The sequence below is a fragment of the Ligilactobacillus salivarius DSM 20555 = ATCC 11741 genome (assembly GCF_001435955.1).
GTDB classification, from domain to species: domain Bacteria; phylum Bacillota; class Bacilli; order Lactobacillales; family Lactobacillaceae; genus Ligilactobacillus; species Ligilactobacillus salivarius.
Map to the genome: position 1 here is coordinate 68,432 of NZ_AYYT01000005.1, position 20,534 is coordinate 88,965.

At 32.8% G+C, this 20,534-nt stretch carries 29 protein-coding genes and 1 other annotated feature; of the genes, 24 read left to right on the forward strand and 5 right to left on the reverse strand.

Annotated elements, in window-relative coordinates:
* Positions 1-28 precede the first annotated feature (28 nt).
* From FC55_RS04110 to FC55_RS04120, 3 genes are all read left to right on the forward strand, one after another.
* Positions 29-490 (forward strand): Rrf2 family transcriptional regulator, encoded by a 462-nt coding sequence (locus tag FC55_RS04110; protein ID WP_003700363.1) that lies wholly within the window; start codon positions 29-31, stop codon positions 488-490.
* The gene (locus FC55_RS04115) at positions 471-779 is read left to right on the forward strand and encodes a CHY zinc finger protein (protein WP_003700362.1); all 309 of its coding nucleotides are present in this window, start codon (positions 471-473) and stop codon (positions 777-779) included. Before FC55_RS04110 ends, FC55_RS04115 begins: the two co-directional genes overlap by 20 nt.
* 224 nt (positions 780-1,003) lie before the next feature.
* Positions 1,004-2,008: an NADP-dependent oxidoreductase gene (locus tag FC55_RS04120; RefSeq protein WP_003700360.1), complete on the forward strand. Its 1,005-nt coding sequence runs from the start codon at positions 1,004-1,006 to the stop codon at positions 2,006-2,008.
* 69 nt (positions 2,009-2,077) lie between these two features.
* Here FC55_RS04120 and FC55_RS04125 read toward each other — a convergent pair whose 3' ends face one another.
* On the reverse strand, positions 2,078-2,647 hold the full coding sequence (locus FC55_RS04125) for a hypothetical protein (RefSeq protein WP_003700359.1): 570 nt from the start codon (positions 2,645-2,647) through the stop codon (positions 2,078-2,080).
* A 216-nt stretch (positions 2,648-2,863) separates the two neighbouring features.
* Here FC55_RS04125 and FC55_RS04130 point away from each other — a divergent pair, with 216 nt between their 5' ends.
* The 5 genes from FC55_RS04130 (at position 2,864) to FC55_RS04145 (ending at position 6,297) form a co-directional block, all read left to right on the forward strand.
* Entirely contained in the window at positions 2,864-3,547 is a 684-nt protein-coding gene (locus FC55_RS04130) for a TMEM175 family protein (RefSeq protein WP_003700358.1), read from the forward strand.
* A 97-nt stretch (positions 3,548-3,644) separates the two neighbouring features.
* A complete protein-coding gene (locus FC55_RS04135; protein ID WP_003700356.1) occupies positions 3,645-4,454 on the forward strand; it encodes a conserved phage C-terminal domain-containing protein in 810 nt (269 codons plus the stop codon).
* Between the two features lie 72 nt (positions 4,455-4,526).
* Positions 4,527-4,649, forward strand: coding sequence for a hypothetical protein (locus FC55_RS10200; RefSeq protein ID WP_003700355.1), 123 nt, complete (start codon positions 4,527-4,529; stop codon positions 4,647-4,649).
* Between the two features lie 129 nt (positions 4,650-4,778).
* Positions 4,779-5,291: a GNAT family N-acetyltransferase gene (locus FC55_RS04140; RefSeq protein WP_035149811.1), complete on the forward strand. Its 513-nt coding sequence runs from the start codon at positions 4,779-4,781 to the stop codon at positions 5,289-5,291.
* A gap of 43 nt (positions 5,292-5,334) precedes the next feature.
* Positions 5,335-6,297 carry an SDR family NAD(P)-dependent oxidoreductase gene (locus tag FC55_RS04145; RefSeq protein WP_003700353.1) on the forward strand — a complete coding sequence of 321 codons (963 nt, stop codon included), beginning with the start codon at positions 5,335-5,337 and terminating at the stop codon, positions 6,295-6,297.
* On the opposite strand, the gene FC55_RS04150 is transcribed toward FC55_RS04145, so the two are convergent.
* Positions 6,286-6,852 (reverse strand): NUDIX hydrolase, encoded by a 567-nt coding sequence (locus FC55_RS04150; protein WP_003700352.1) that lies wholly within the window; start codon positions 6,850-6,852, stop codon positions 6,286-6,288. The two genes, FC55_RS04145 and FC55_RS04150, sit on opposite strands and share 12 nt — an antisense overlap.
* 84 nt (positions 6,853-6,936) lie before the next feature.
* Entirely contained in the window at positions 6,937-7,674 is a 738-nt protein-coding gene (locus FC55_RS04155; protein WP_003700350.1) for a hypothetical protein, read from the reverse strand.
* Positions 7,675-7,993: 319 nt separating this feature from the next.
* Here FC55_RS04155 and FC55_RS04160 point away from each other — a divergent pair, with 319 nt between their 5' ends.
* The 10 genes from FC55_RS04160 to rpmA all read left to right on the forward strand — a co-directional run bounded on the left by FC55_RS04160 (position 7,994) and on the right by rpmA (position 12,690).
* Positions 7,994-8,515 carry a sigma-70 family RNA polymerase sigma factor gene (locus tag FC55_RS04160; protein ID WP_003700348.1) on the forward strand — a complete coding sequence of 174 codons (522 nt, stop codon included), beginning with the start codon at positions 7,994-7,996 and terminating at the stop codon, positions 8,513-8,515.
* A gap of 90 nt (positions 8,516-8,605) precedes the next feature.
* On the forward strand, positions 8,606-8,806 hold the full coding sequence (locus FC55_RS04165) for a DUF1659 domain-containing protein (protein WP_035149809.1): 201 nt from the start codon (positions 8,606-8,608) through the stop codon (positions 8,804-8,806).
* Positions 8,807-8,822: 16 nt separating this feature from the next.
* Positions 8,823-9,056, forward strand: coding sequence for a DUF2922 domain-containing protein (locus tag FC55_RS04170; protein ID WP_003700343.1), 234 nt, complete (start codon positions 8,823-8,825; stop codon positions 9,054-9,056).
* A gap of 119 nt (positions 9,057-9,175) precedes the next feature.
* Positions 9,176-9,385 (forward strand): hypothetical protein, encoded by a 210-nt coding sequence (locus FC55_RS04175; RefSeq protein ID WP_003700342.1) that lies wholly within the window; start codon positions 9,176-9,178, stop codon positions 9,383-9,385.
* 243 nt (positions 9,386-9,628) lie between these two features.
* Positions 9,629-10,894: an RNA-guided endonuclease IscB gene (iscB, locus tag FC55_RS04180; protein WP_003700341.1), complete on the forward strand. Its 1,266-nt coding sequence runs from the start codon at positions 9,629-9,631 to the stop codon at positions 10,892-10,894.
* A gap of 84 nt (positions 10,895-10,978) precedes the next feature.
* Entirely contained in the window at positions 10,979-11,182 is a 204-nt protein-coding gene (locus FC55_RS04185) for a hypothetical protein (RefSeq protein WP_003700339.1), read from the forward strand.
* Between the two features lie 130 nt (positions 11,183-11,312).
* A complete protein-coding gene (locus tag FC55_RS04190; RefSeq protein ID WP_003700337.1) occupies positions 11,313-11,570 on the forward strand; it encodes a hypothetical protein in 258 nt (85 codons plus the stop codon).
* A 61-nt stretch (positions 11,571-11,631) separates the two neighbouring features.
* Positions 11,632-11,710, forward strand: a sequence feature (ribosomal protein L21 leader region).
* Positions 11,711-11,727: 17 nt separating this feature from the next.
* Positions 11,728-12,036, forward strand: coding sequence for a 50S ribosomal protein L21 (rplU, locus tag FC55_RS04195; protein ID WP_003700335.1), 309 nt, complete (start codon positions 11,728-11,730; stop codon positions 12,034-12,036).
* Between the two features lie 24 nt (positions 12,037-12,060).
* Positions 12,061-12,387, forward strand: coding sequence for a ribosomal-processing cysteine protease Prp (locus FC55_RS04200; RefSeq protein WP_003700333.1), 327 nt, complete (start codon positions 12,061-12,063; stop codon positions 12,385-12,387).
* Positions 12,388-12,408: 21 nt separating this feature from the next.
* Positions 12,409-12,690, forward strand: coding sequence for a 50S ribosomal protein L27 (rpmA, locus tag FC55_RS04205; protein ID WP_003700332.1), 282 nt, complete (start codon positions 12,409-12,411; stop codon positions 12,688-12,690).
* Between the two features lie 101 nt (positions 12,691-12,791).
* On the opposite strand, the gene FC55_RS04210 is transcribed toward rpmA, so the two are convergent.
* Positions 12,792-13,376: a hypothetical protein gene (locus FC55_RS04210; RefSeq protein WP_035149805.1), complete on the reverse strand. Its 585-nt coding sequence runs from the start codon at positions 13,374-13,376 to the stop codon at positions 12,792-12,794.
* A 386-nt stretch (positions 13,377-13,762) separates the two neighbouring features.
* Between FC55_RS04210 and FC55_RS04215 the strand changes: the two genes are divergently transcribed.
* A complete protein-coding gene (locus FC55_RS04215; RefSeq protein ID WP_003700329.1) occupies positions 13,763-13,966 on the forward strand; it encodes a hypothetical protein in 204 nt (67 codons plus the stop codon).
* Positions 13,967-13,999: 33 nt separating this feature from the next.
* Positions 14,000-14,893 (forward strand): ATP-grasp domain-containing protein, encoded by an 894-nt coding sequence (locus tag FC55_RS04220; protein ID WP_035149801.1) that lies wholly within the window; start codon positions 14,000-14,002, stop codon positions 14,891-14,893.
* 114 nt (positions 14,894-15,007) lie between these two features.
* Here the strand turns inward: FC55_RS04220 and FC55_RS04225 are convergent, their stop codons facing one another.
* Positions 15,008-15,970: a diacylglycerol/lipid kinase family protein gene (locus FC55_RS04225; RefSeq protein ID WP_003700324.1), complete on the reverse strand. Its 963-nt coding sequence runs from the start codon at positions 15,968-15,970 to the stop codon at positions 15,008-15,010.
* Positions 15,971-16,243: 273 nt separating this feature from the next.
* Here FC55_RS04225 and FC55_RS04230 point away from each other — a divergent pair, with 273 nt between their 5' ends.
* From FC55_RS04230 to hslU, 4 genes are all read left to right on the forward strand, one after another.
* The gene (locus FC55_RS04230; RefSeq protein WP_003700322.1) at positions 16,244-17,419 is read left to right on the forward strand and encodes an SAM-dependent methyltransferase; all 1,176 of its coding nucleotides are present in this window, start codon (positions 16,244-16,246) and stop codon (positions 17,417-17,419) included.
* Positions 17,420-17,610: 191 nt separating this feature from the next.
* Positions 17,611-18,507: a tyrosine recombinase XerC gene (gene xerC / locus FC55_RS04235; RefSeq protein ID WP_003700321.1), complete on the forward strand. Its 897-nt coding sequence runs from the start codon at positions 17,611-17,613 to the stop codon at positions 18,505-18,507.
* 26 nt (positions 18,508-18,533) lie between these two features.
* Entirely contained in the window at positions 18,534-19,061 is a 528-nt protein-coding gene (gene hslV, locus FC55_RS04240; RefSeq protein WP_003700319.1) for an HslVU peptidase proteolytic subunit, read from the forward strand.
* Between the two features lie 18 nt (positions 19,062-19,079).
* Positions 19,080-20,483 (forward strand): ATP-dependent protease ATPase subunit HslU, encoded by a 1,404-nt coding sequence (gene hslU / locus FC55_RS04245; protein ID WP_003700317.1) that lies wholly within the window; start codon positions 19,080-19,082, stop codon positions 20,481-20,483.
* The last annotated feature ends 51 nt before the right edge of the window (positions 20,484-20,534 follow it).

A 20,534-nucleotide genomic window follows, 5' to 3' on the forward strand; every position in this document is an offset into this window, starting at 1 on the left:
AAGAAAGTTAGATTTGAGAGGTATAGCGATGAAACATTCATATAAACTAAGCGATGCAATTCATATTTTGACATATGTTGATATATACAAAAATGGTGATCTGAGCAGTGCTAGAATTGCGGCAAGTATTGAAGCAAATGCTAGTGTTGTGAGAAATTTAATGTCGAAATTAAAAAAAGCAGGGCTGTTGAATAATCAGCCAGGGGTAGCTAAAGCAAGTTTAGCAAAACCAGCAAGTGAAATTTCTGTTTTAGATGTTTATCGTGCAATTACATCAACTGCCAGTCTACTGCATGTTGATCCTAAGACTAATCCTAATTGTGTGGTAGGTGCCAATATACAAGATACATTGAATAATGTATATCAGAGAGTGCAAAATGCTGCAGAGTTAGAGATGAGCCAGATTAGTATTCAAGATGTAATTGATGGAGTGCTAGAGAGCGAAAGATTGAAACGGAAAGATGGTGGCGATGATGACACCCTTGATTAAGGGCATTAATCTAGATGCTGCAGGGCGATGTAAACATTACCACAAAGATGCAGACATTGCGGCTTTAAAATGTAGTCAATGCGATGAATATTATGCTTGTTATCAATGCCATGATAGCTTGGAAGATCATAAATTTGTAGCAAGCAATAAAGATGATTATCCTGTGATGTGTGGCGTATGTCGACGTTTATTGGACTTTGACGAATATACAAGTGGTGCATGTCTTAATTGTCATCATGGGTTTAATCCGCTATGTAAATTGCATTATGAAATATATTTTGAAGATTAAGATCGTTTTGAGTTAATTTAAGGTCATTAATTGCCTTTAAAATAACTTAAATGTTAAATACAATAATTATTAAGATAGCTTAAAATCATGTTGTGAGAAGCATGAGTTTTAGGCTATTTTTTTGTGCTTTCGTCTCGATTTTCTTTCTCAATGGGGAAATAGCTTGTAGGTAGAATAGTTTAATGGTTTAATTTGATTAAACAAAGAGAAAGTGTAGGTAGATAATGAAAGCAGCATACATTGAACGTTATGGACAAGAACAGTTAACTTTAGGTCAATTACCTAAACCTAAGATTACTTCAGCTAAACAAGTTTTAGTCAAAGTTCTCAAAGCAAGTGTTAATCCAGTTGATTTGAAAATTCAATCTGGGAAATTACGTCCGTTATTACATTTTCCAATGCCACTTATTTTGGGTAATGATTATGTGGGAATTGTTGAAGATATTGGAGAAGATGTTAAATCAGTAGAAATTGGGCAATTAGTATTTGGACGCATCAGCAAGAAACAAATTGGAACTTTTTGTGAGTATTTAGTTGATGAAGAAAATAATCTTGCTGCAGTCCCATCAGCATTGACACTCCAAGAAGCAGCAGGGTTGCCATTAGTTGGTTTAACTGCTTATCAAGCACTATTCGAGAAAATGAAAGCTAAGAGTGGACAATCGATATTGATTCATGCAGGGGCTGGAGGAGTAGGAAGCTTGTTGATTCAACTGGCTAAGATGCAGGGCCTAACAGTTATTACTACTGCGAGTCAACGTAATCATGCTTGGCTGTATTCTTTAGGGGCTGATCAAGTTATAGATTATCATAAGAGTGACTTTACTGAAGTTTGCCCACCGGTTGATTATGTTTTTGACACTATTGGACAAGAAACATTATTGCGCTCGTTTAAAGTAGTTAAGCCAGGCGGGAAAGTAGTATCTGTTTCAGGATTACCAGATGAAAAATTTGCTAAAGATTATGGTCTGAATATAATTTGGCAAAAGTTATTTAAGCTAGGTAGTTACAAGATAAGGAAAGCTAGACAAAAAGCTAAAGCAGATTATGAGTTTCTATTCATGCATCCCGATGGAAAACAACTAGAAAAATTAGGTAAATTAGTTGCAGATAAGGAATTGAAAGTCAGAATTGATAAAGAATTTGCCTTTGGTGATTTACAAGCGGCTTGTGATTATGTAGTAACTGGCCACGCTAATGGTAAAGTGATTATAGATGTAGTGGGATAAGATAAACATTTGCACAATAAAAAGCAAGTAATCGATTTGTATTTAAACAAATTAATTACTTGCTTATTTTTATTCTTCTGCAGCTGTAGTAGGTTGTTCAGGAACATTGTCACCAGCATTGCCAGAATTGCCGGAATCATTGTTGGCATCTCCATCATCTGAAGGAGAAGGATTTGAATCAGTTGGAGTGCTTGCTCCGCTACCAGATCCACTGCCACTACCTCCACCTTGAGGAGCAGTATACCCGCCATAGTAGTAACTAGATGCTGGTGCTTGATATGTTGTAGTATTACCTTGACTTGTATTTTGTTGATTTGATGATGTGTCTTGTGTATCATCGCTTGATGAAACTGAACTTGAGTCAGTTGATTCAGATACACTTGAACTTACAGAACTGCTTTGTTCAGAACTGCTAGAACTTTCCTTTTTCTTTTTCTTCTTTTTATGTTTTTTCTTTTTAGCAGCTTCAGCCTTATCATGTGCTTCTTTTTTAGCCTTTTTAATGCTTTCTGCTTTTCGAGAACTTGCTTTATAAGAAAATAAACTTTCGTTAGAGGATTTACTTGATGACGTTATTGAACAAGCTCCTAGCGTCATTAATGTAAGCACAGAAAGAACAAAAATGCTTATTTTTCTCATTTATGTATACTTTCTTTTTTAGTACAGCTTTTAGCGACATCAGATTGCTGGTCGAAATATCTCACATTTAATACTATCTTATAATATTAAAACGGTCAACATTAAGAATAGTAGTAATTTAGCAAATGTTTTTGACTTAATAAAATCTGGTTGAAATTATGATTTGGTGTGATAAAATAAATTCGTCAAATATGAATTGTTTAGTGGGGGAAAACTATGAGAAAGTTCTTTTTAAGAAGACGAAATATTAAGATTAGTGAAGAAAATATCGCTGAGTATCATAGAAGAACTGAAGAGATGCAGAAGAAACGTCATTCTTATTTGAAACAAAGATTAGAAGCTTTAAATGACGGAATAATTGCAATTATTATTACGATTATGGTGTTAGAGGTGCCATTGCCTAATGGGCAAAATATAGCATCTTATTACAATTTTTTAGGTAGTCTATCTGTGTTTTTGGTAAGTTTCTTCGTTGTAGCTAATTTTTGGTACGAATTAGGACAATCATTGGCGTTGGTTGATGAGATTGACAAAGGAATAATCATTTTTGATTTTGTTTTTCTAGCAACCTTATCGTTATTACCGATACTAACAAAATGGATGATGCATAATCCTAGTCAGTTAGCAGTGGTTAATTATGGGATAGTATACATGGTCGCTAATTTACTTAAAACATGGTTAGCTCATAGCCAATTTCGAAAAGTACTAGGAGCTAAAAATAATATTTCTGAAATGATGACTAAAGTGATTATTGGTCGCTTTGTATTAACAGCAATATTTAATTTACTTCTGATAGTAGCTGCCTATTTCTATCCTCAAATTACTTTATATGCATACTTAGCTTTGCCAATTATTGATTTCTTTTTTCCAGAAGACAAAGCTCCTCAAAAAAAGTTCTAGCATTTTGTTAGAACTTTTTTTGTTACATTTTAGTTCTTGCCAACGTATATATTATAGGACGTCCAAATAGACCAAAACGAAATGGCAGGAATTTAATATGAAAAACTTTGAACCCAATCGGGCATTTAATACAGAAGTCGCAGCAGCTTTAGGAATTTATCAAGCAATTTTGATTCAACAAATTCGCTATTGGCAAGAGAAGTCAACACATGAGATTGATGGAAGAAAATGGATTTATAATACTTATCAAGATTGGTCCAAGCAGCTTACATTTATTTCAGAGCGAACCATTAGGAGAGAACTAAAGAAACTAGCTGAATTAAAGATTGTTAGAGTTGCGAAATACAATATTTCAAAATTTAATCATACAAAGTGGTATTCACTAGATGGGGAGAAGCTACAAGAATATTTAGACAATAAAACACCTGAATGTCGAAATGGACAAATTGGACAGGTAGAGTGTCCTAAGGAAGATAATGGAAATGGAAAATCTGACCAATTCAGAAATGGACAAGTTGACCACTTCAAAGACAATAAAGTACCTAAGAATACATCATTAAATAATCAACAAAAGATAAAGGAGATCCTGGAATGTTTCAAAGAAGTTACCGGGCAGGTGTTTGATAAAGATAAATGGGGAATAAAATTGATTAAAGAAAGACTAGCAGCTGGAAATGATGTGGAACAGTGTAAAAGCATGATAGTTTTGAAAGCTAAGCAGTGGAAAGGAACACATGTTGAAAAATTTGTCCGTCCCCGAACATTGTTTGGTGATAATTTCAGTAAATATTATGCTGAATGTTATGCATATCATCGCGAAAACAACTATTTTGTTGATGACAAAGAAGAAAACATTGATCGAGACAAACTAAATCAAGAAATAGATATGCTTTTAGCTAAGATTTGAGTGTTACAACAATACTATTTTTTTCGTATATATCAGTGAGAGGAGGAATTTGGAAAAGAAGGGGGATTTTCAATGAAATTAATCTTAACGAAATTAACATTTTGTGGCTGGATTTTAGGTTTTAAGCAAAAAGTAAGCTTTGAAAGAACCACGATTGAAAAAGAACCTGAATATAAAACAAATAGAAGTGAGTGACAGGCTTCTTGAATAATTAATATAAACAGGATTTAGAGTAAGTAGGAATTCGCTTTCATACTTACTCTTTATATATTTATAAATTGTGATAAGATGTAGTTAGAAGCTAATATGGGGAGGTTTTTAACTATGAATGAAATTGAATTAGCCCATGTAAATGATGTTGACAGATGCTTGGAAATTATTGATAGCGGTAAGAAATTTCAAAATGATCAGGGATTTGTTGAATGGACAGACGACTATCCTAATCGTGAAAGTATATTAGAAGACATTCTAGCTAATAAGGGATTTGTGTTACGTGTAGATGGTATCATTGCCGGCTATTTACGAATAGATTTTACAGGTATGCCATATTATAAAGAAATATTAGGAGATTGGCATACGGAAGAACCTTACGCAACAGTTCATAGTTTTGCAATAGCAGAAGAATATCGTAATCAAGGCCTAGCAAGTATTGCTTTGGAATTAGTGGAGAGATTGACATATGCTTGCCAAATCTATGGAGTTAGATTAGATACAGCTCTTGAAAATGAACGAATGAAACATATTTTGAAGAAGAATAGTTATCAAATATGCGGAAAAGTTAATTTTAAGGGTGCAGATAGAGTGGCCTTTGATAAGGTGTTGAAAGAAAAATTTTAATAAGATCCAATCTTATACTTTATACGAAAAAGGATTGAAGAAAATGAAAAAGAAATACTTAGTTACAGGGGGAGCTGGGTTTATCGGTTCAAACTTAATTGAAAAAATCATTTCACAAGGAGATGAAGTCGTTGTTGTAGGTAGACATCTACCATCTGAGTGCAAAGAAGATGATAACAATTTAAAAGATAATATTACTTTTTATCAGGCTGACGTTACTGATTATGAATTTATGGAACAGTTATTAATCAAAGAAAAATTTGATTATATTGTATTGTTAGCTGCAGTTATTAGTATTTCTGGTACAATAGCTGAGCCTCTTAGCACACATTTTATTAACCAAGAAGCAATTTTATATATTTATGAAATCATTCGAAAGAACAAGTTAAAGGTAAAAAAGGTACTGTTTACATCCTCGTCAGCTGTGTATGGGAACATTGCTGATACACCTAGGCGTGAAGATATGCCGGTAAGTCTTAAAAATCCTTATGCAATAGACAAATTTGCAAGTGAAAGATATGCTATGTTTTACGAAAAAGTCTATGGGATTCCAACCGTTGCAGTGCGTTTCTTTAATGTATATGGGCCTAGACAAAAAGCACAGGGGAAATCTGCGGGTGTATGTGCAATTATCTTAGACTGTTTGCTTAATGACAAGGAATTTAAGCTAAATGGCGATGGAAAGCAAACACGTGATTATATGTATGTAACAGACGCAGTTGATGCTACTTTGATGTTACTGCAAGATCCAAAAATAAGTGGAGAAATCTTCAATGTTGCTTCTGGTAAATCAGTGAGCTTAATAGATTTAATAGCGGCTTTTGAGAAAATTACAGGCAAAAAGCTAAAAATTATACATAACAAAGGTCTAAAATTTGACACCAAAAATTCACTTGCGGATATTACAAAACTTGAAAAAACAGGTTTTCTTCCTAAATATACGTTTGAGTCAGGATTGAAGCAATATGTAAAAGAAGAAAAAAGTCGGTTGGGGCTAGTAAAGTAGGTTAACTTTTTCAATTAATTTATGATAGATACGTTGATTGAACCAAACTTCACTGACCTTAGAATCTAAGCTAGATAAATCAAGCCAAGTAATTTGACTATTTTCATCAGGTTTAATACGTAATGGCATAGTAGTATCAGCTTCGAATAGGTAAGTAATGTTTAAATGTAAGTGCGAAGAAACATATTCTCCACGTTTTTCGTGTCCATCAACAGTTAGAACTTCAAGCGAGAAAATATCGTCTGATAAAAATTTAACATCAGTTAGTCCACTTTCTTCTTGAATTTCTTTGAGAATTACTTGCTTTAAATTGGAGTTGCCATCAGCATGTCCTCCAAGCCAAGACCAAGATTGATAGATATTGTGATAAGCCATTAGAACTTTATTTTTATCAGGGCTAATAATCCAAGCTGATACGGTAAAGTGAGCTAATTTGTTTTTACGAGTAAAAATATCTTTGGCATTAGCAAGTTGGTCAATAATAAGCTGCTTATCTTGTTTTTCTTGTTCGTTAAAAGGAATATATGATTTAAGTTGAGACATTAAGTCATTCATAGTAAATCCACCTCCTGAAAGATTGCAAATCAATTATAGCATTTAAAGAGAATGAAAAGACAGTCGAGAATGACTGTCTTTTTTCTATGTTCTATTAAAATAGCAGAATTTGTTCACGAGATATTTGTGGCATTCTTCAAGAATTTCATCTGTATTCATCGAATCAATATCATCACAGAGAAAAACAAAAATTTCTTTAATAAGTTGGTAAAGCATTTCCTTGGTATAAATATCGCGAGGAATATCTTTTAATGTGCCGATATCAATGTAATCCGAAATCATAGAAATAGTTTTTTGTGCATCGAAATTTAGCAGATTTTCAACGGTATGCAAGAAATGAGCAGTAGCTTTTAAACTAGTTCTAAAACTTGTTTTCTGATTTAAAAAGGTAACGTAGCCCGATAAATCTTTGAATTTAAATGAGATGTCATGATGATTAGTATCCCAAATAGATTCAACTAGGTAAAGATTGATCCAAGTGGCAGGGTGCTGAGAAGAACGAATGAAACAATGGGAGTCAGAAATAGCAGACGTATATGCCTGAAATTTATGATGTTTCTTGACCATCTCAGTAGTTAACTTGGTGAAACATATACCATTTATTTTATTAAATAGAGTTGTCGTAGAAAGATTCGACAATATGATACCTTGGTTTTTATCAAAAATAATTGACTTATATTTTGAGTCATTATTATGAATATTGAAAGCGAAATAAGTATAATTTCTATGAATTACATAGAAAGGTTTATGTTTTCCAATCTTCAATAGTTTATCGATCGCAATTTCGCTATCAATATTAAACCAGTTACTGGTATATATCATATTTCCCCTCCTTTGAGTATTTTTTATATTTTATAAGTAAATAATCTATCAAAAAATCAGTCATAAATCAATATTTTTTTATTTATTTGTAAAATTAATTTTAGCTTACGGAATTTCAGAAAAATGACGTCAAATTAATTAGATATTGATAAGTATTAAGTTATAAGAGTGATAACGAATACATGGTAAAAAATCAAGAGTAAAATATTTTGTAACACATCCTGAAATGAATATTTTTGCTGGGGTGCATGAATTTTAAAGTCAATTTATTCTTAATGGGTACAAGGCGCCAGTACAAATCATTTTTAGAGGTGAAATAGTGAAACGAGGTTTTGAGTACGCATTGAAGAATGACAGACTTATTTATGGAGTGTTGGCACAGTTAAATTACAAGGTAGGGCATCCAGATTTTGAAGACATGTTCGAAGAGTCAAGGATCTTACTAGCTGAGATATACACCGAATATCATCGTAAGGAAAACACTAAAGAAGAATGTGGGAGTTATATGTTTCAAAAACTAAAGTGGCGCTTATTGGATAAACTAAGGCAAAAGAATCGGAAACAAGCAGAAGTGTGTTTTAGTCAGTTAGCCAATGAGAACGATGAATTACCCCAAATAGAAGAAATTATCGAAATTGGAGATAACATTGAAATTAGCGATGCTCTGTATCAGTTATATAAAAGATGTACTGATAATGAAAAAATGTTGTTGAGCTATTATAGTGTAGGGATAACTAAGACTACAGAAATTGCAAAGTTGATGGGGAAATCACGAATGACAATCAATCGTTGGAGAAAGAGCATCCAAGAAAAATATTTGGAATTAATTAATGAAAAATAAAAATGTATGTTACAAAAGGCCAAAAAATTACGTATATATCTATGTAAGCTTCAAAATGAGCTTAACAATAATTTAAAGGAGGCCGTTAAAATGGCAAAAGAGGTCAAAAAATCTGTATTATACATTTATGGTACTAAGGAGGATGGTGATACACGTCGTCGTTCCTATCATAATTTAGTGAATAATGTCGGTACTGAAAAGTTATCTGCATTTGGAAAAATTATTGGTGAGTTATCTGGAGAAGAAACTCAAGATATTGAAATTGTCGAAACTAGCATGGTTAAGGACTAATTGAGGAGGTAGTTAAATGAAAGTTAGAGCATTAAATCTTGGATTCAAAGCAGCAGATGGAAAACATCATACATTAAAATTAAATAACGTATCTACAAATCTTGATGAGAGTAAACTTCGAGAAGCGATGAATAAGTTAGTTGAATTAGATATGTTTCAAGATAAATTTGGAACAAAGTTATATGCAGAGGCAGTTAGTGCGAAGTATGTTGATACAGAAACTCAAACAGTTTTTACAGTTGAGGACTAAGTAAAATTTTAATAAGCAATAAGGCATGTCAGAAATGATATGTCTTTTTAACGTTGAAATAAATTTATTTAATGCTATAATCTTAAGTATAGAACATATGTTTGTAACAGAGGAAACTTATGCCAAATTATGTCATTGTAAGAAATAAAGATGAAAAGCCAATGGAATATTATCGACAAAAGACGAAGACGTTTGTCGGAAGTCTTCAAAGTGCTAGTAAATGGAATAGTAAAAAAATGGCACAACCAGCTTATGATAAATTAATCAAAAATGGTGAAAAGAACTTAGAAATAGTAGATAGCGGTCAACAGAATCACCTACTAAAGTAGGTGGCTTGTAGCGAATAACTACAAGTTGGTTGATTAGCCTAAGTTTTAAGTAACTACGTTAGGGTTGAATAGATAGGTACTTTGGAATACCACCCTAGTTCCAAACACTACGGTTGATTATTAAACAGGGCTAAGGTTCAGGCTCAGTGTGATTAACATTAAACCAACCTATAACATTGGCGAAGGGTACACACGTACCAACTCTATGTTAGGTACGAATTATTATGATTGAAAGGAGTTGGCATGATGTCAGAAATTAAAAAAGTTGATTATATTTATGTAGTAGACTCCAACGGCACACCACTCATGCCAACTTCAAGATTAGGTATGGTGCGTCGTTGGTTAAAAACAGGTCAAGCAAAATGGTTCGGAAATAGTAGAAATACTATCCAATTTGTCAGACCAGTTACTACAAATACCCAAGAGTTAACACTAGGAGTAGATGCTGGTTTCCACTTAGGTTTATCAGTTGTGGGTAACAACCGTGAATATTATGTATCAGAAAGTCTAAGGAAATCAGAAAAAGATAGAATTACTAGCCGAAGAGAGTTAAGAAGAACTAGAAGGAATCGTTTAAGATACCGTAAGGCTAGATTTAATAATCGTAGACGCAAAGATGGCTGGTTAGCTCCTAGTATCCAACACAGGTTAGATTTTACAATCAAGGAAATCAAACGCTTATATAAGTTTTTACCAATTACTAATCTAGTCGTTGAAGTTACACCATTTGACAACCAAAAGTTATTAAACCCAGATATTCAAGGCTGGCAGTATCAAAAAGGTAAGATGTATGGTTTTAAGACTATTAAAGATTATCTGTTAGCTAGGGATAACTACCGTGATGCTTTAGACGGTAAACAATATCCAGCTAGTCAATTAAGAGTTCATCACTTAGTTCAAAGAAAAGATGGTGGTTCTAATCAACCAGATAACTTAGTTTTATTGTCAGATATTAATCACAATCAAGCTAACCATAATAACGGTATCTTAGCTAAGTTGAGAGAAAATCGACAAAAGACGCTTGATTATCGTGGTGCTTACTTTATGAGTATTTTAGCAACAAGATTAAGCAATTATTTTGAACATTATACGACAACTCAAGGTTATCTAACCGCTAACTTAAGACAAAAGTTAAGGAATAATAACCGAGTGTTACAGAAGTTCTACGACGCTAAGTATATTGATAGTCGAGATGGTAAACAAAAAGCTGGTAAAGAATTAAGTTCAGGGAGAACTAGACGATCACAAGAGCTTAATTATGACAATTTAAGACAATTAAGAAAAGAAAAAGTCAAAAAGGGTCGTGTTTCGATTAGAAGAGGTCATTATCAATTAAGACCACATGATGTTGTGTTAAATACCAGAACTAACAGAATTGAAACAGTTAAGGGAGTTCAAAATAGTGGCACAGTAATCAAGTTCCAAACTGGCAAGACTTGTTCAATTAAAAGTGTAGTTAGCTTATATCATGTAAATGGAATATTAGAAAAGAAAATGAAAAATATTTAGTTTGCTTAGGCAAACTAGGACTTACATCCCACGACTAAAGTCGTAGGTTTTACGTCCATTTGTAATAAAGATAAGCAGGAAGTCATGAATATGTTGCTAGGTGGCGATGAAAATACTGGTTCGCAACATGCGATGGATGCGTTAGATAAGATAAAAGAAGTAACAAGTCCTAGAAGTTATCAGTATCGTAATCCAAAACTCAAACAAAAATATAGTAAGTTATTACAATCCAAACAAATAAAGACTATTGAAAAATTAATTAAGCATGTTTGGAAGCTAGTAAAATAAGGAATTCTAGAACTCTATATATTTTTTCGAACATATTTTTGATAAAAATACTGGACAGAACAATCGAACGTATGTATTATAAGTTACATAAAGAATGTACGTTCGAGAATAAAGTAAAGGTGAGATTAATATGAATCGAGTATATGAAGGAATCCAATTTGCAACAGTAACAATCACATTATCAGCAGTAATTACATTGATCACGTTATTCGTTACACCATCTGTATGGCAATTAATGTTGTTAATTACAGGAGAAGTTATCGTCATTAATGCTGCTTACTTGATATTTGTATTGGTATTACTAGGACTTAAGAACTTATTAGATTATTGGGAAAAGAATCAAAATAGATTTAAATCAGATAAATCTAAATTCAAATATTTAAATTAGATTTTTTCTATTGACTATTAGTAATTGATTTGTTAATATTTTAGTGTTGTATTTGTGCATATCACATCTGCAACCGCACGTTTTAAGTTTAAGTATCTCTCTTTAGAGGTCACTACATTACGGCGAGTCTAAGTATTTTAAGAGGAGGTGCACATAGATGTACGCAATTATTAAAACAGGTGGCAAGCAACTTAAAGTTGAAGCTGGTCAAACAATTTACGTAGAAAAGCTTGATGCAAAAGAAGGCGACAAGGTAACTTTTGATAAAGTTGTTTTTGTTGGTGGCGATAAGACAGTTATCGGTACTCCTTTTGTTGAAGGTGCTACAGTTGAAGCTACAGTTGAAAAACAAGGTCGTGCTAAGAAAGTTGTTACTTTCAAGTACAAGCCTAAGAAGCATCAACACACAAAGCAGGGTCATCGTCAACCATACACAAAGGTTGTTATTGACGCTATCAATGCTTAATTTGTCTAAAAGGTTGGTATTAGAATGATTAGAGCAAGATTTTTATATCGTGATAAGTTAATTTCTGGCTTTGAAATGCGAGGTCATGCTGATTCCGGCGAATATGGACAAGATATCGTTTGTTCAGCTGTTTCAGTGTTAGCTATAAATACAGTTAATAGTCTTGAGAAACTTGCTAACGCCAATTTGAATATCGTTTCTGATGATGAAAATGGCGGACTGTTAGAAGTACATGTTAGTGAGAACTTTCTTTCAAATGAAAGTGTAAAGTTATTATTAGCTAGTTTAAAACTAGGACTTGAAGATGTTGAAAAAATGTACGGTGATTTTATAAAAATCGAGAATAACTAATTATTAGGAGGTGCAATCATTATGTTAATGAATTTACAATTCTTCGCTCATAAAAAGGGTGGTGGTTCCACAGCTAACGGCCGTGATTCACAATCTAAGCGTTTAGGTGCTAAGAGTGCTGACGGACAAGTTGTTACAGGTGGTTCTATCTTATACCGTCAACGTGGTACACGTATTTACCCAGGTGTTAACGTTGGTATGGGTGGCGACAACACATTATTTGCAAAAGTTGCAGGTGTTGTTAAGTTCGAACGTAAAGGACGCGACAAGAAACAAGTTTCTGTTTACCCTGTTGCTGAATAATATATAGTATAAAACGTCTTAAATCCTTGATAGGTAAGGATTTAAGACGTTTTTTTGTTGTGCTGTTTTCTTAAAGTGTGATATATAACTTTAAATTAAATTTACCATTGTTTATTTTGATCATAGTCGGGAAAGTCGTCCTGACCATTATTCCAAGCATTGTCACGTTGAGAGACCCAATTTTTGAAATTTTCTGTTTCATTACCATTAGAGTCAATCATACCTTGACTTTTAGCCCAATCTATTTGTCCTTGCACCCAAGAGTCAGGATTCCCATAGACATCAGAACCTGGCGCATGATCCTGTCCAGGCATTACAGGATTTCCTTTTGGATCATATCCGCGTTCCATATTGATTTGACTTTGTGATTTAATAGGAGTAGAGGTTTGTGTTTGATAACTATCAGAATTTTGTTGTTGAGTTACTTGTTGCGAATTAGTAGCTGCAGTATTTTCAGAGGCTGCTTTCTCACTTTCTGCCTTTTTAGATTCACTCTGTGCTTTCTTGATAGATGATTCCTTTTTCTTCAACTCAGCTTTAGCTTTTTTGATAGATGATTCTTTAGCCTTCAACGAACTAGATTTAGAAGAATCAGAGCTAGCCTTATCATTTGAATTAGAGTTAGAACACGCCCTTAGTAAACTTAGTGATAGTAAAGAAATAGTTATAATATTAAATTTTCTCATATAAAAAACTCCCAATTGTAAATAGATATTAAACATTAATTATAGTAATACAAATTAGGGTAGTTTGTGAAGAAATAGCGGAGCTTATTAGTAAAAAACTATATAATATAGATATATGGGAACGCTTTTCATAATAATGGGGGAGATGAGTAATGAAAATTATTGATAAATTCTCGATTAAAATAATTACACTTTTAACAGTAGATGTGAAAATGTAAGGGTTGGTTATAAAGCTGAAATAGATGTTGATGGTGGTCCTAATCATATGACTTTAGAAGAAGCGAAGAAAGCATATAAAGAAGGGCGACCAATTAATTAATATTTTTTTTAGAATTATTAAAATTAGGAGGTGGAAAAATGGATTTAAGACCTTATTTTGGAAAAATGTGATAGTTACTGACGTTGATAATATTATTTATAAAGGCTTTGTTGCAGTTGGAACAATTCCAGGAGACTCTGATGATAATTGCTACGAAATTGATTTAATACGAACAAAGCAATATGGTGATAGTTATTTTACTTTAACCGAGTATGAAATAAAATCCATTGAACTAGATCCTGATAAAGAAAATTTGTGTGAATCAGAATGAAAATACTAGATTTTAGTTTAGGATGTGATAACTGTGAAGTTAAACTATGTTTTCCTTTTTCTATCTGATCCTTTAGACTCAAGAATTCCAGATGTTGAATATGAAAAGGAATATAAATCAGCAAGCAAGTATTTTTCCGTAGGTTTGATAAATCAGGAACGATTATTTGAAGATAATGTAGTAACTACAACGTATAAAATTAGTAATGATGACATTATTGTTTATCGTGGTTGGATGCTGAAGCCTCAATTGTATGATAGATTAGTTACTTATGTTGAGAAAAATGGTGGACAGATGTTTACTAATTTATCAGAATATGAATATACGCATTTGATTCCAAATTGGGTTAAGGACAATAGTAATCACGTAAAAACCAAATGGACAATAGATTTGTCAGATAAAAGCATAATAAAACTTCTCGAAGAATTTAATGGAGCCGTTACTATAAAAGATTTTGTAAAAAGTAGAAAATATGAGTGGGATGAAGCTTTTTATATTCCTGATGTTTCTGATACTAAGAATGCACTGCGAGTTATCCATAACTTTATTAATAGACAGGGTAGTGAGCTAATTGGAGGATTAGTAATTCGTGATTTTATTGAGTTAAAAAATATAGGCAGACATCCTAAAAGTCATACGCCAATTTTTGAAGAATACCGAGTGTTTTATATAGGTAATAAGCCACTTGTAGTTATTAATTATTGGAATGATAGAAAAATTAATCTTTCTACAGGAGATAAAAAAGTCATTATGAATGCTCCTAAAGAGGTTAAAGCAAAATTTTATACAATTGATTTTGCAAGGAAATCTAACGGAAAGTTGATCATCATGGAAATGGGGGATGGTCAAGTTTCAGGACTTCAAGGATTTGATGAACAAAAATTTTATGATTTATTATGGGAAAATTTATCTGAGAGTAGAGCTTAATATCAGATTTAAGAGACAAAGTAGAAAAAATAAATTACTCAGAGTGTCTAAATCATCTTTCCAACTAATAACTAAAAATCCCACTTTTTGAAAGAATTATTTCAAAAAGTGGGATTATTTTTTACGTCTTTCTTTGAAAGGAATACTAGATAGATTGAACCAGAAGGGATAGCTAGTAGTTTTGAAGAAAATATCAAAATACTGGCTGCCATGTTCTTCACCATCAATCTGTAGAAATTCCAATGATTTAATAGTTAAATGAATTTGATCATCTTTGAAGCGATGGAATGACTTCAAATTAAGTTGTTTATGAAAATATAAACTTACAATCAACATAAAGAAACGTATGAAATTCATATTTTCAGTAACGATCAAGTCAAGTTTCTTATCTTTAATGTTAGCTTGAGGAGAGAGTGAAACATCTCCTTCAAAATAGGGATGGTTAGCAACATTCATGATATAGACATGTTTGAAAAATCTATAGGAGTCACTAACTCTAACCGTAGTCGAAAAAGGTTCTTGATTATAATAAGCACTTATACTGCTAGTAAGGAATGGAAGAAAACCTCGGCGGAAGAATTTACGTTTCTTCTTACGATTGTAAATACTTGTAATAAAAGCATCCATGCCTATACCAAAATTATTTAAGAAGTAACCTTGAGTGTTTCGTAAAGTTTCTTGGTAAGTACCAATTGTATAGTATATCTTGTCTGTTGTATTGATAACTTGCTTTAAGGCGACGATAGGATTGAGCGAAAGTCCAATTGCTTTGGCAAATCCATTTTCAATCCCAGCAGGAACTAGACCAATTGGTAGATCGAAACGTTGTGCTTGCTTGATACCATTTAAAACATCGACTAAAGTTCCATTTCCACCTACAACTAAGACGACAGTTTTACTCTTTTCTCTTTCAGCTAAATCCAAAGTAAAATTTTTAGCAACTTCAACAGCATTTTCATTAACTTTTTTGTAAGTAAATTTGACTCCCTGTGTCACTAATTCTGAATGAATGGTTTGCCAGATTTGTTTAGCACTACCATTTTTGGCATATTCATTGACAACTACAAAGTATTCCAAGGTAATCCTCCTTTCTTAGAGCTTTGATTGCAAAAATATTTCATTCTTTATTATAATTTTACAAATAATTATCAACTATGCAATTATAACGAACAATCAACACAATTGACAAGTATAAAGAAACGGTTACATACTAAATTTTCTTTAATCTTTAACTTTAAATTATCGCAATATAAGATAAAACAACATTCTCCGAGATTTGTTGATAGATTTTTTTGATTAAAAGGTGGTAGAATAAAAACAATAACTTTAAGAAAGGTGGCCTATATAACCATGCTTGATAACATGATTTTTAAGCAACTAATGAAACATTCTTTTACAATTCCAGTAGAGGTAACCTATCCTAATGGGAAAACTGAAAAATATGGTAATGGTGCCCCACAGGTAAAAATTAAAGTTAATGAAAAGATACCAGTAAAAGATTTACTGAGAAATGCTTCAATCACATTAGGTGAAGCATATATGGATAAGAAAATAGAAGTAAGTGGTTCTTTACAAGTGCTTATTAATTCAGCATATGAATCAGCAAACAGTTTCTTGAATAATAATAAGTTTAAACGTTTCTTACCAAAACAATCACATTCTGAAGAAAGTAGTAAGAATGACGTTCAAAGTCATTATGATTTGGGAAATGACTTCTATAAATTATGGCTTGATAAAACTATGACATATTCATGTGCTTATTTTGAAAAGCCAGATGATTCTTTAGAAGAAGCCCAAATGAATAAAGTTCATCATATCTTAAAGAAATTAGATCCAAAACCAGGTTCTAGTTTATTAGATATTGGTTGTGGTTGGGGAACATTAATGTTAACTGCCGCAAGGGAATATAATATGAATGTTGTTGGTATTACTTTAAGTGAAGAACAGTATAATGCAGTTAAACAACGTATTAAAGATGAAGGATTGGAAAATCAAGCTGAGGTACTTCTTGAAGACTACCGTGAACTTGATCATCTACCATTTGACTACATTACAAGTGTTGGTATGTTTGAACATGTTGGTGAAGAAAATCTAGGTGAATACTTCAATACAATTTCAAGATATTTGAAGAGTAATGGGGTAGCATTGATTCATGGTATTACTCGTCAACAAGGTGGAGCATACAATGGTTGGATTAATAAATACATTTTCCCAGGTGGTTATGTGCCAGGTTTAAATGAAAATCTAACACATATTATTGAATCAGGTATGCAAGTGGCTGATATAGAAATGCTACGTCGTCATTATCAAAGAACTTTGGAAATGTGGACAGATAATTTCCATAAAGTATTGCCAGAAGTAAGAAAAATGCATGATGACAGATTTATTCGTATGTGGGACTTATATCTTCAAGCTTGTGCAGCTTCATTTGAATCAGGGAATATTGATGTAATCCAATACTTGATTTCTAAAGGTCCAAGTGCCCGTACTTTACCAATGACAAGAGATTATATGTATAAAGATTAGTCACAAAGTACTTTGAAATATTGTCTATTAGGCAAATTCCAAAGTACTTTTTAGTATGAATTTGATAGAAAAGGTCAGATTTAGTCAAAATTTAGTAACCTTAAAAATATTTTATAGTTTATCTTAAGGTAAATTCTTGACTATTATTGACCTTCTTTGTAATAATTATAGACAATGAGGGGTGATAGTGAATGGAACTCACTTGGATTGAAGAATTCAAGAAATATTTGTTAATTGAAAAACAATATTCAGATGAAACTTTGAAAGCTTATAGTGAAGATTTACAACATTTTGTTGATTTTATTGACGAAACTGGAGGCGCTAAATCTTTCAAAGAAATTGGTAGTAATGATGTTCATGCATATATGAGTTATCTATATGATAGATATGAAATGACATCGATTTCGAGAATGATTTCCAGCTTACGTGCATTCTACAATTTTTTAATTAAGAATGAATTAACAGATGAAAATCCCTTCGCTTATGTACAATTAAAGCGACATCCACGATCACTACCACGTTTTTTCTATGAAAAGGAAATGACCGCATTATTTGAAGCAACTGAAGGAGACACACAGATGTTGATCAGAGATAGAGCGTTGTTGGAGTCTTTGTATGGAACTGGAATGCGTGTCAGTGAATGTACAGGTTTAAAAATGGAAAGTGTAGATTTGACTAATAAAAAGATGCTTCTACATGGGAAAGGTGATAAAGACAGACTAGTACCATTTGGAAGTTACTGTCAAGAAGCATTACAACGTTATTTTGAACAAACTCGTACACCTTTAATGGAAAAATATCATCGGGATCATGATTTAGTCTTTGTAAATCATTATGGAAATCCTTTAACTCCAGCTGGGGTAGCATATATCTTAAAACAGATAGTTAAGCGTAGCAGTCTACATACCAGCATTCATCCTCATGAGTTGCGACACACATTTGCGACACATTTGATGAGTAATGGTGCGGATTTACGTGCGGTACAAGAGTTACTAGGGCATAGTAGTTTATCTACTACTCAGATCTATACTCATGTAACACCGGAACATTTACAAAGAGATTATCGAAAATTTTTCCCAAGAGCATAGAATTTAATTATTAGGAGCTGAAATTAATGACAACAATATGTGCAGTAAAACATAATGGAAAGACAGCGATTGCCGGCGATGGACAAGTTACTTTAGGTGAAAAAGTAATTATGAAAGGTAGCGCTAGAAAGGTGCGTCGCATCTACAATGACAAAGTAGCAGTTGGATTTGCTGGTGGTGTAGCAGATGCAATTAACTTAGAAGAAAAATTTGAAAATAAGCTAAATGAATATAGTGGCAATTTGGAAAGAGCTGCCGTAGAATTAGCGCAAGAATGGCGAGGCGATCGTACTCTACAAAAATTAGAGGCGATGTTAATCGTAATTGATAAAGATAATTTATTGATTGTATCTGGTTCTGGTGAAGTTATTGCCCCGGATAACGGTGTGCTAGCAATTGGTTCTGGTGGTAATTACGCTCAAGCTGCAGCTGTAGCTTTATCAGAATATTCCAAAGATATGTCAGCAGGTGAAATTGCCAAAGCTGCTTTAAATATCGCCGCAGATATAGATATCTTTACTAACCATAATATTATAGTTGAAGAATTAGCTTAGAAATGAGGAATTTATAAGATGAATGAAATAGATAAGACACCTAGACAGATTGTTGCTGAACTTGATAAATATGTTATTGGTCAAGACAGTGCTAAAAGAGCAATTGCGGTAGCTTTACGTAATAGATATCGTCGTATGCAACTACCAAAAGATATGCAAGAAGATATATCTCCTAAAAATCTTTTGATGATTGGACCTACTGGGGTTGGTAAAACAGAAATTGCACGTCGTTTAGCTAAAATCGTTAACGCACCATTTGTAAAAGTTGAAGCAACGAAATTTACAGAAGTTGGTTATGTTGGACGTGACGTTGAATCTATGGCACGTGATTTAGTTGAAGTTGCATATCGTATGGAACAAAATGATGCTTTCAAGCAAGTTCGTGCTCAAGCTGCACAACAAGCTAACAAGCGTTTAGTTAAGTTGATCGTACCCGCTAAGAAGAAACAAGAAAATCCTAATCAATATCTTTTCAATGCTTTGAGAGATCTACAATCCGGTTCTTTCCCTAACATGAATGGAAATGATATGGAAGAAGTAACTGAAGATGTTAGAAATGAACGTTTAAGTGTTGCTGAACAATTGAAACGTGGCTTGCTAGAAAATAATGAAGTTACAATTCAAGTGGATGATCCTTCAACACAATTCAATAATCAAAGTGGTATGTTAGGACAAATGGGGATTGATTTATCTTCATTGAGTTCAATGATGCCAACTAAGAAAGTTGAACGTACAATGACAGTGGCAGAAGCTAGAGAAATCTTGATTAAAGAAGAATCTGAAAAATTAGTTAACTCTGCAGATTTGGCTGATGCAGCAATTAAACGTGCTGAAAATACAGGAATCATCTTTATTGACGAAATTGATAAAATTGCTTCTAAATCTCAACAAAATGCAGGTCAAGTTTCACGTGAAGGTGTACAACGTGATATCTTACCAATTGTTGAAGGTTCTCAAATTTCAACTAAGTATGGCTTGGTTAAGACAGACCACATTTTATTCATTGGTTCTGGTGCTTTCCATGAAAGTAAACCAAGTGATTTAATTGCCGAATTACAAGGTCGTTTTCCAATTCGTGTTGAATTAGAAGATCTATCAGTTGATGACTTTGTTAAAATTTTGACAGAACCAAACAACGCTTTAGTAAAACAATACATTGCGATGATTGGTACAGACAATATTGATGTAACATTTACAATCGAAGCTATCCATCGTATCGCTGAAGTAGCATATCAATTGAACCATGATACAGAAAATATTGGTGCACGTCGTTTGCATACTATTTTAGAAAAATTACTTGAAGACCTACTATTTGAAGGTCCAGATATGCAAATGGGCGACATCAAGATTACAGAAGCTTATGTAAATGACAAGATTGGATCAATTGTTGAAGATAAAGATTTGAGCCAATACATTTTGTAAGATTGGTATATGAATATTGCGAAAAGTATGCATTGATATGTATGCTTTTTT